A 9,574-nucleotide genomic window follows, 5' to 3' on the forward strand; every position below is an offset into this window, starting at 1 on the left:
AAGAAGGATGATCATGCTGGCGAATCCGTACCGGGGTGAGACGCAAGAGGTCTACTGGATCGTGGGGATCGGACTGGCACGTCGGCATGCGACGCCGGTTCGGCCGGGGGCTCAGCCCGGCGGCGAGTGGATTCCCTCGCTGTGCGAGGTGTGGATGCGGGTTCCCTTCGCCACGCTCGCGGGCCGCACTCCGCGCTCCGCCGCCATCACCGAGCGGTGTCCACAGTGCACTGAAGCGGTCGACGGGCGGGGCTTCACCGGTCGGCACTGGGATTTCTGATGGGCGGCGTGATGATCCACGAGTTCACCTTGGTGACCCTGCTACATGCCGCCGCCATCGGTGCTGGGGTATTGGCGTTGGTGCTGTGCTTCACCGCCGCTGGGTACGTGCGGAATTGCTCCGGGCAGCACGCGGGTGCCGGTGACGGCGCCACGACGGTCCGACAGCTCCAAGACTTGATCGCCGCCGAGGCTCGACGGCACGCCGCCGCGGAGTACGTGGGGCGACATCGGCTTCGTTGACAGCTTTCAGACCGGATCGGCGCGCCTCCCCGACCCAGCGCCGATCCTTCCGGTGGCCGGGCGCTGATTGCCCCCGACCCTCGCGTCCGGCCGCCGGAGCCTACTTCTGCAGCAGTCGCAACGCTTCCGCGTGCAGGTGGCCGTTGGTGGCGAGCGCGCTTCCGCCGTCGTAGCGGGGTTCTCCGGACAGGTCCGTGAACTTGCCGCCCGCTTCTTCCACCAGGATCTGGGCCGCCGCCACGTCCCACGGGTTGACGATCGGTTCGGCGGCGATGTCGATCACGCCCTCCGCGACCAGGCAGTGGTGCCAGAAGTCGCCGAACGCCCGGTTCTCCCAGCAGGCGTCGATCAACCGCAGGTAGGACTCCCGGGAGTGGTACTCCACCCAGGTGCCGAGGTGGGTCGTCGACACGTACGCGTCGGCGAGGTCGCGCACCCCGGACACCCCGATCCGCTCCGGCTCCGCGTCACCGGTGCGGCACCAGGCGCCCGCCCCGGCCGCCGCCCACCAGCGCTTCCCGAGCGCCGGCGCGCTGACCACGCCGACCACCGGACGGCCGCCGTCGACCAGCGCGATGAGCGTCGCCCACACCGGGACGCCGCGCAGGAAGTTCTTCGTGCCGTCGATCGGGTCGAGCACCCACGCCCGGCCTTCGCCGGCGGTGCCGCCGCGCTCTTCGCCGGCCACCACGTCGTCCGGGCGCTGCGCGGCGAGCACCTCGCGCACCGCGTCCTCCACCGCGAGGTCCGCGTCGGTGACCGGCGTGCGGTCGGGTTTGCGGTCCACGCTCAGGTCCCGGGCCCGGAACCGGGCGCCGGTGATCCCGTCCGCGACGTCGGCGAGGTGCAGTGCGAGATCGAGATCGCTGGTCACGCCAGGAACCCTAGTCCGCTTCCCCGGGCGATCCGGCAAGGGCCCGCGACCAGCCGGGTCCGGCGAATCGCCCATGACGCCGGACGTGATCATCCGCGCCCTCTAGGCTGGAGAGCGTGAGCGTGGTGCTGCTGGCAGAAGACGACCCGGCCATCGCTGTGCCGCTGTCCAGGGCGTTGCAGCGCGAGGGTTATTCGGTGCAGGTGATCGAGGACGGCCCATCGACGCTGCAAGCCGCGGCTTCCGGTGGGATCGATCTCCTGGTGCTGGACCTCGGGCTGCCGGAGATGGACGGCCTGGAGGTGTGCCGACGGCTGCGGGCGCAGGGCCGCGGTCTCCCGGTTCTGATGCTCACCGCGCGCACCGACGAGGTCGACTTCGTCGTCGGGCTCGACGCGGGAGCCGACGACTACGTCGCCAAGCCGTTCCGGCTCGCCGAGTTGATGGCCCGGATCCGCGCCCTCCTGCGCCGCGGTGCCCCGGAGACCCTGGAGGCCTCCGGTGTCCGGCTCGACCTGACCGCCCGCCGGGTGCAGGTCAACGAGCACGAGGTGCAGCTGGCGAACAAGGAGTACGAGCTGCTCCGGGTGCTGATGCAGCACGCCGGTCAGGTGGTGACCCGCGAGGAGATCCTGGAAGAGGTCTGGCCGGAGTCCGACCGGAAGGGCAGCAAGACGCTGGACATGCACATCTCGTGGCTGCGCCGGAAGCTCAGCGACAGCAACGGGCGGCTCGACGAGACCCGGATCGCCACGGTGCGCGGCGTCGGGTTCCGCTTCAACTCGGACTGATCCGCGATGCGCCGCCGAATCCTGCAGGCCACGCTGCTCGCCGTCGCGGTGACCGCGGTCGTCCTCGGCCTACCGCTGGGGTTCAGCGCGCTGAAGCTCGTCCAGGACCTCACCGCGGGCGACCTGTCCACCCGCGCCCAGCAGATCGCGACGCTGCTCGACGAGCAGATCGCCTCGCAGCGCGCGATCGACCTCAACGCCGCCCGGCTGGCGGTGCCCGACGGCGCCCGGCTGATCGTGCGCACGCAGGCGCACGACTACACCTACGGCCCGGATCCCGGGGAGAAACCGCTGGTGGAGAGCGTGCCGATGGTGCAGAGCGGCACGGTCACCATCGCCGCGCCGAGCGGCCCGGTGCGCACCCAGCAGCTGCAGGTGGCGGGGCTGGTGCTGATGCTGGTGGTGCTCTCGGCGGGCACCGGGATGATCGTCGCGACCCTCACCGCCCGGCGGCTTTCGGACCCGTTGAAGCACGTCGCTGCCCGCGCGGCCCGGCTCGGCGCCGGCGACTTCCGCGCCGACCCGCAGCGGCACCAGGTCCCGGAACTCGATCGCGTCGCCGACGCGCTGGACGCCTCCGGCGCGGCGCTGTCGCAGCTGGTGCAGCGCGAACGCGACCTCGTCGGCGACGTCTCGCACCAGCTGCGCAGCAGGCTCACCGCGCTGCACCTGCGGCTGGAGGCCCTCGCCGCGGCGGACGACCCGGAGATCACCGAGGAGGCCAACGCCGCCCTTGAGCAGGCCGAACGCCTCTCCGGCGTGCTAGACGACCTGCTCGCGGCGGCCACCGCGGCCCGCTCCCGGGACGCCGAACCACTGGACGTGTCGAGCCTGCTCACCGATGTCGCGGGGGAGTGGCGGGAGCCGCTGAAGGCCGAGGGCCGGACGCTGAGGTTGAAGGTGTCGGAAGGCGTGTTGGCCCGCGCCACGCCCACGCGGCTGCGGGAGACGATCGGCGTGCTGCTCGACAACGCGCTCCGACACGGCGAAGGAACCGTGACGCTGGCGGCGCGGCAGGGCGCCGGGACCGTGGTCGTGGAGGTCGGCGACTCCGGCCACGGCGTGCCGGACGCGCTGGTGCCGTACGTCTTCGAGCGCGGTTTCTCCGGGCGCGGCTCGACCGGCGTCGGCCTGGCGCTGGCCCGCGCGCTGGTCGAGGCCGACGGCGGCCGACTGGAACTGAGCCAGGCGCGCCCGGCGATGTTCGAGGTGTACCTGCCGATCGCCCGCGCCGACGACATCCTCGGCGTCTCCTGGAACCGAGCGTCCACCCCGCGCTGATCGTTCCGCGTACCTCGGCTAGGGACGCCAGTTTCAATTGAAACTGTCACTCGGGAGCGGCTCGGGGTCGTCGGTTTCGATTGAAACCTCCGCTGCGACCTCAGCGGGTGGAGATGCGGTCGCGGCGTGCGGGCCGGCGGTCGGCCTGCTCGGCGGGGAAGACCCACTTGCGGAACGCCCACCACCGGAACGCCATGCCCACCAGCAATCCGATGATCTGCCCCGACGTGAAGTCGGCGATCTCCTCCACCAACCGGCTGGTGAAGGGCGTCTGCAGGTGCAGCAGGTACCGCGAGACCCACAGCGGCGCCGAGTACATCCCGACCGCGATGCCGCTGATCACGAAGTACAGCGTCGCCTCGTGGTGCCGCCGCCGGCCGCCGCGGGTGCGGAACGACCACTCCCGGTTCAGCACGTACGACACGATCGTCGCGGCCAGCACCGCGATCACCTTCGAGGTGACCGGCTTCGGCGACAGGATCGTCAGCTTCAGCGCGTAGAAGATGCCCGTGTCGATGAAGAACGTGATCGCGCCGACGACCCCGAACTTCAACAGCTCGCGATGCCGGATCGCGAGGGACCGGTACGGCTGCGGGATGCGAGCGAGTACCGAATCGACAGCGGACACAACTTCGAGTCTACGGAGCTGCTCCGACCGGGCGAGCTCAGTCGCCGAATTACCTCGGTCGGTGCGGCTGTGACGTTGACCCCGTCGTCGAACTGCTCGGCGGTGCCGAACTGCTCGTGGGCGGCGTCGTGCTGCTGGTCGGCGGTGCAGTGCTGGTCGGTGGCGTGGTGCTGCTCGGCGGCGTCGACGTGGCCGGCGGAGTGGTGGTCGGCGGCGTTGTGGTCGTCGTGCTGGTCGGCGGCACAGTCGTCGTCGGAACAGGCGAGTCCGGCAGCAACGGGTTCGCCGGCCAAGGCCACGACCACCAGCAGTGCGGCGGGCGCTGGCTCCACTCCCACGGTGGCCGGTCGTCCCAGCCCGGGTGCGGCGGCCACGGGCACTCCAGCGTGGTGCTGGTGGACGTCGTGGTCGGCATCGGCGGTTCCGGCTCGGGCGGCGTCGGCAGCCACGGGAACCAGAGCTGCACGGTCACCGGGTCGCTGTCCTCGGCCGCCCCCAGCGCGGCGGCCACCGGGATCGTCACCTCGCGGATGATCCAGCCGTCCTCCGGAACCGGACCGGCCGGCTCCGGCGAGAGCAGGCCCACCGGCCGCGGGAGCTCGGGCCACGGGAATCCCGGCAGCGCGGTCACCCAGGCCTCGCTGTGGAAGGACTTGCCGGGCGCCAGCTCGGCGGCGCACCGGATCCGGCCCGGTTCGAAGTCGCACATCGGCGACAGCCCGGTCGCCTGCACGCCCGGCGGCAGCTCGGCCACGGCCTCGGCGCGCCCGGTGCTGGTTCCGGTGTTGCGCACGTCGATCGCGATCCGGCTGCACAGCCAGGGGACGTGGCCCGGAGTGTCGCCGTCGCAGAACCGCAGCCCGCCCGGATCCCAGGAGGAGGCCCGGACGTCCACGCCGTCGACCGGCGTCGGCGGCTGGACCATGACCGGGACCGTCGGCAGCCGCAGCTGGATCTCGGTGCCCGCGCTGATGTTCGCGGTGATCTCGCCGCCGGTCGCGGACTCGTCGGCCTGGATGCGGTAGTCGAAGACGAACGACTCGCCGGGCCGCAGGCCGCGATCGGTGGTGCAGGTGATCGAGCCGGCGCCGTTCGTGCAGCTCACCGAGGGCGCGTCCGGGGCCTGCGCGCGAACCGGGATCGACGACGCGACCCAGCTCTGCGGGCTCGTCGAGGCGGGCCCGGACCGGATGGCGTTCGGCAGCTGCGCGGACACGCCCGGCGGCAGCTTCAGCGTGGAGATGACCGGCTCGGACGGCCCGGAGCCGCTGTTGTTCACCGTGATCGGCAACGCGACCGGATCGCCGCCGGCGACCAGCTGGATCGGCTCGGCGGGCCCCGAGGCGTTCAGCACCGGCGTCGCCGCAGGCGGAGCAGGTGGCGGCGGCGCGGGTGCCGGCGCCGGTTGCGGCGCGGGCGGCTGGGGAGCCGGAGCCGGTGGCTGAGCCGCCGGAGGCTCCGGAGCCGGAGGCTGCGGTGGTGGCTGGGCGGCGGTGGGCGGCGGCGCAGCCTGCGCGACCGGCACGGCCTGGTCGGTGCCGGAGGCCAGGGCGAGGGCGACCGCCGCGGCCAGCACCGCCGTGGCCGCCCCGGCGGTGACCGCCTGGCGAGGCCCGGCGCTGGCGGCGCCCGCCGCACCGGAGGCGCTGCCCGCGGCGACTGCCGCGCCGGCGGCCGCTCCGCTGGAGGACGAGAGGGCGAGGTAGCCGGTGACCGATCCGCCGAGCACCAGCGGCGCGATGATGACGCGCAGCGCACCGTTGACGTCGGCGAGCTCCGCGGCCAGCGCGCGGCAGCGGTCGCAACCGTCGAGATGCGTCTCGACCTGGGTGGTTTCGCGCTTGGACAGCCCGCCCCGGGTCCACGCGCCGAGCCGGTCGACGGCGGCCCGGCACTGCTCGACGCCCGCCTCGGCGGCGTCCAGCTGCCCGAGGTGCACCTGCAGGTAGGCCTGGCGGAGCCCTTCGCGGGCCCGGTAGGCGAGCGCGGAGACGCCGTTGGGCGTCAGGCCGAGCAGCGGCGCCACCTGCGCCGGCGTCTGGCCTTCGATCTCGATGTGCCACAGCACGGTCTGCCAGCGTTCCGGCAGCCGGGCGAACGCCTGCGCGGCGAGCGTGCGCTCCAGCCCGGCGACCGCGGTGTCGGTGAACGGCACGCTCACGTCGGCGCCGGACACCTCCGCGACGTCGTCGGCGAGCTGCACCTTGCGTTCGCGGCGGGTCCGGTCGTACGCGGTGTGCCGCAGGGCGGTCAGCAGGTAGGCGCGGAACGCGGTGTTCGGGCCGCGCCCGTCGCGAAGCGTGTCGAGCACCTTCGCGAAGGCCTCGGAGACCAGGTCGTCGGCCTCGGCCGGGGACTTCGCGACCTGCCGCGCCATGTTGTACGCCGCGCCGACGTGCCGCTCGTACAGCTGCGCGTAGGCCGCGGACGAGCCGCTACGGACCTCTTCCAGCAGCTCCGTGTCGCTGGGCCCTTGCACTTCCGCCGGTACTGTCGCCACGCCGCACCTTCCTCCCCGCAGGGCGTTCGCAGATCCCGTTCGTAGTAGGGAGTCATCTTCGGCCGATGTCATGACGTGTGAAAGCTGAAGATTATTGTGATCTAGATCTTATTGCCCGCGCCATCAACTCCACCGTCATGGGCGACGAATTGCGCCGTCCCCTTGACAGGGCGTTGAAAAGGAGGGGCATTGAGCATGAGGGAGTGGCCGCTTAGGTGTGACGCGACGACGGTGGACGGGCGTCGGCGTGCGCTGCGATCCCGCTGGCGCACGGCCAGCCTCGCAGCAGGCTGGCCGTTTCCGAGCGATTGGGCATCGGATGCGGTGGACATGGTGTGCGCGGCGGTCGTGGCGGGGGACAGCTTGGCGGAATCGCTGGCCGATCTCGGCGCATCCCGCGCAGAGGCGGGCGTAGGGCTCGCCGGGACGTTGCAGGACCTCGCCGCGCTGCACGCGGTGTCGGTCGGCTCGCACGACGGGCTGGTGTCCGCCGATCCGGACGCGGTGCCGACCGCGATGGTGCGCGCCACGGCGCTGGGCTGGTCCGACGTGGTGGCCCGGATGTCGGTCGGGCGCGAGGTGGAGGACCCGCTCACGGGCCTGACCACCGCCGGCTACCTGCGCACCCGGCTGCACGAGGTGTACCGGGCGGCCCGCACCGAGGGGCACCCGGCCGGCAACGGGCACGTGCTGGTCACGGTCTCGCTCGGCGCCACCGCCGACGACTACCCCCGGATGATGGCGATGGTGCTGATCGCCGACGCGCTGCGGACCGTGTTCGACGGCGGGGAGACGACGTCGCTGCTGCGGTCCGCGACCGCGGTGGTGCTGGCGCAGCGCGACCGGCTGCTGCCCGCCCGCTGCATCCAGGCGCGCTGGACGATCCAGCACCGCCTGGCGGCGGATCCGGCCCTGCGCGGCTGCGGCCCGGTGGTCCTGCGCGAGGACGTCCTGCCGGACGGTCACGACGAGGCCTGCGAGCTGCTGGCGTCCCTGTGACCGCGGTTTCGACCGAAACCGCGGAAGTTTCGGGCCCGTCGTCGCCCGGGACACCGGTGTCCTCCAGTTTCAATTGAAACCGGAGGACTGATTTCCGCGGGTCTCCGGGCTGTGAGGTGGGTCGCGTCGGGAGGTCCCGGCGCTGGTGCGGGCCGGTCGCCGCTCTAGGCTGACGGCGTGGACCACCGCACCGGAACCCCAGTCGTCGGCATGATCGGTGGCGGGCAGCTCGCGAGGATGACCCACCAGGCCGCGATCCCGTTGGGGCAGTCGCTGAAGGTGCTGGCGACCTCGGCGGACGACGCCGCGGCACTCGTTGCGCCGAACGTGGAGATCGGCCACCACGCCGACCTCGAGGCGCTGAAGAACTTCGCGCAGGGGTGCGACGTGGTCACCTTCGACCACGAGCACGTGCCCGGCGAGCACCTCCGCGCGCTGGCCGCGTCCGGTGTCTCCGTGCAGCCTGGGCCGGATGCCCTGCTGCACGCGCAGGACAAGCTCGTGATGCGCCGCAAGCTTGCGGAACTCGGCCTCCCGGTGCCGCCGTTCGCCGAGGTCACCTCGGTCGGCGACGCGCTGGAGTTCGGCGCGGAGCACGGCTGGCCATGCGTGCTGAAGACCGCCCGCGGTGGCTACGACGGGCGCGGCGTGTGGGTGCTCGACACCCCGGACAGCGCCAAGCGCACCGTCACCGAGCTGCTGGAGAGCGGTTCGCAGCTGCTCGTCGAGCAGTGCGTGCCGCTGCGCCGGGAGCTCGCCGCGCTGGTCGCGCGCTCGCCGTTCGGGCAGGGCGCGGCGTGGCCGCTGGTGGAGACGGTGCAGGAGGACGGCATCTGCGTGCAGGTGCTCGCCCCGGCCCCCGACGCCTCGGCCGAGCTGATCGAGCAGGCCCAGGACCTCGCGCTGAAGATCGCCGAGTCGCTCGACGTGACCGGCGTGCTCGCGGTCGAGCTGTTCGAGACCGCCGACGGCCTGGTGATCAACGAGCTGGCGATGCGCCCGCACAACTCCGGCCACTGGACCATCGAGGGCTCCCGGACCTCGCAGTTCGAGCAGCACCTGCGGGCCGTGCTCGACTACCCGTTGGGCAGCACCGAGCAGACCGCGCCGGCCGTGGTGATGGCCAACCTGCTGGGCTCGCCGACCGAGCCGAAGATGGGCGTGGACGAGCGGCTGCACCACCTGTTCGCCCGCTACCCGCACGCGAAGGTCCACCTGTACGGCAAGAGCGAGCGCCCGGGGCGCAAGCTCGGCCACATCACCGTGCTCGGCGACCGGATGGACGAGGTGCGGGAACAGGCGCGGCTGGCCGCGCACTGGCTGTCGCACGCCGAGTGGCTCGACGGCCACGAGATCCACTGACACAGCACCCGTACGACGCAGCGAAGCGAGAGGTCCGAGCGTGGCAGGCGAGAATCCACTGGTCGGCTTGATCATGGGCAGCGACTCCGACTGGCCGGTGATGCAGGCCGCGGCCGACGCGCTCACCGAGTTCGACGTGCCGTTCGAGGCCGGCGTCTACTCCGCGCACCGCACGCCGCAGCGGATGCTCGACTACGCCCGCACCGCGGCCGACCGCGGCATCCGGGTGATCATCGCCGGGGCTGGCGGCGCGGCGCACCTGCCGGGCATGGTCGCCTCGGCGACGGTGTTGCCGGTGATCGGTGTCCCGGTGCCCCTGAAGTACCTCGACGGCATGGACTCGCTGCTGTCGATCGTGCAGATGCCGGCCGGCGTGCCGGTGGCGACGGTGTCGGTGGGCGGGGCGCGCAACGCGGGCTTGCTCGCGGTCCGGACGCTGGCGGCGGACTCCGGCGAGCTGGGTGCCCGGCTGCGCGCGGACATGGCCAAGTTCCAGGCGGACCTGGAAACGATGGTCCTCGGCAAGCACGACGCCCTCCAGCAGAAGGCCCACGGCTGACCTCACACCCACCCGGGTCGGGGGGGGGGGTGAAATGAAAATAAGGCAGACCCCGCCC

Annotated in this window: 10 protein-coding genes; 7 read left to right on the forward strand and 3 right to left on the reverse strand. The window is 72.4% G+C overall.

The window, feature by feature from the left end:
• Positions 1-13 precede the first annotated feature (13 nt).
• Together AB0H93_RS36270 and AB0H93_RS36275 are read left to right on the forward strand one after the other, a co-directional pair.
• On the forward strand, positions 14-280 hold the full coding sequence (locus AB0H93_RS36270; RefSeq protein WP_358579491.1) for a hypothetical protein: 267 nt from the start codon (positions 14-16) through the stop codon (positions 278-280).
• On the forward strand, positions 280-522 hold the full coding sequence (locus AB0H93_RS36275; RefSeq protein WP_358579493.1) for a hypothetical protein: 243 nt from the start codon (positions 280-282) through the stop codon (positions 520-522). Before AB0H93_RS36270 ends, AB0H93_RS36275 begins: the two co-directional genes overlap by 1 nt.
• A 100-nt stretch (positions 523-622) precedes the next feature.
• On the opposite strand, the gene hisN is transcribed toward AB0H93_RS36275, so the two are convergent.
• Positions 623-1,396 (reverse strand): histidinol-phosphatase, encoded by a 774-nt coding sequence (gene hisN / locus AB0H93_RS36280; RefSeq protein WP_358579495.1) that lies wholly within the window; start codon positions 1,394-1,396, stop codon positions 623-625.
• Between the two features lie 116 nt (positions 1,397-1,512).
• Here hisN and AB0H93_RS36285 point away from each other — a divergent pair, with 116 nt between their 5' ends.
• The gene (locus tag AB0H93_RS36285) at positions 1,513-2,187 is read left to right on the forward strand and encodes a response regulator transcription factor (RefSeq protein ID WP_358579498.1); all 675 of its coding nucleotides are present in this window, start codon (positions 1,513-1,515) and stop codon (positions 2,185-2,187) included.
• A 6-nt stretch (positions 2,188-2,193) separates the two neighbouring features.
• Positions 2,194-3,468 (forward strand): ATP-binding protein, encoded by a 1,275-nt coding sequence (locus AB0H93_RS36290; RefSeq protein WP_358579500.1) that lies wholly within the window; start codon positions 2,194-2,196, stop codon positions 3,466-3,468.
• 100 nt (positions 3,469-3,568) lie between these two features.
• Here the strand turns inward: AB0H93_RS36290 and AB0H93_RS36295 are convergent, their stop codons facing one another.
• Both AB0H93_RS36295 and AB0H93_RS36300 read right to left on the reverse strand, forming a co-directional pair.
• Positions 3,569-4,096, reverse strand: coding sequence for a GtrA family protein (locus AB0H93_RS36295; protein ID WP_358579502.1), 528 nt, complete (start codon positions 4,094-4,096; stop codon positions 3,569-3,571).
• 49 nt (positions 4,097-4,145) lie between these two features.
• Positions 4,146-6,596, reverse strand: a complete 2,451-nt coding sequence (locus tag AB0H93_RS36300; protein WP_358579504.1) for a sigma-70 family RNA polymerase sigma factor — start codon at positions 6,594-6,596, stop codon at positions 4,146-4,148.
• 348 nt (positions 6,597-6,944) lie between these two features.
• Between AB0H93_RS36300 and AB0H93_RS36305 the strand changes: the two genes are divergently transcribed.
• The 3 genes from AB0H93_RS36305 (at position 6,945) to purE (ending at position 9,516) form a co-directional block, all read left to right on the forward strand.
• Positions 6,945-7,595 carry a hypothetical protein gene (locus AB0H93_RS36305; RefSeq protein ID WP_358579507.1) on the forward strand — a complete coding sequence of 217 codons (651 nt, stop codon included), beginning with the start codon at positions 6,945-6,947 and terminating at the stop codon, positions 7,593-7,595.
• Positions 7,596-7,772: 177 nt separating this feature from the next.
• Complete coding sequence (locus tag AB0H93_RS36310) at positions 7,773-8,957, forward strand: 5-(carboxyamino)imidazole ribonucleotide synthase (RefSeq protein ID WP_358579509.1); 1,185 nt, start codon at positions 7,773-7,775, stop codon at positions 8,955-8,957.
• Between the two features lie 73 nt (positions 8,958-9,030).
• On the forward strand, positions 9,031-9,516 hold the full coding sequence (gene purE, locus AB0H93_RS36315) for a 5-(carboxyamino)imidazole ribonucleotide mutase (protein ID WP_132485442.1): 486 nt from the start codon (positions 9,031-9,033) through the stop codon (positions 9,514-9,516).
• Positions 9,517-9,574: the final 58 nt, after the last annotated feature.

The organism is Saccharopolyspora sp. NPDC050642 (genome assembly GCF_040654735.1).
Classification (GTDB): domain Bacteria; phylum Actinomycetota; class Actinomycetes; order Mycobacteriales; family Pseudonocardiaceae; genus Saccharopolyspora; species Saccharopolyspora elongata.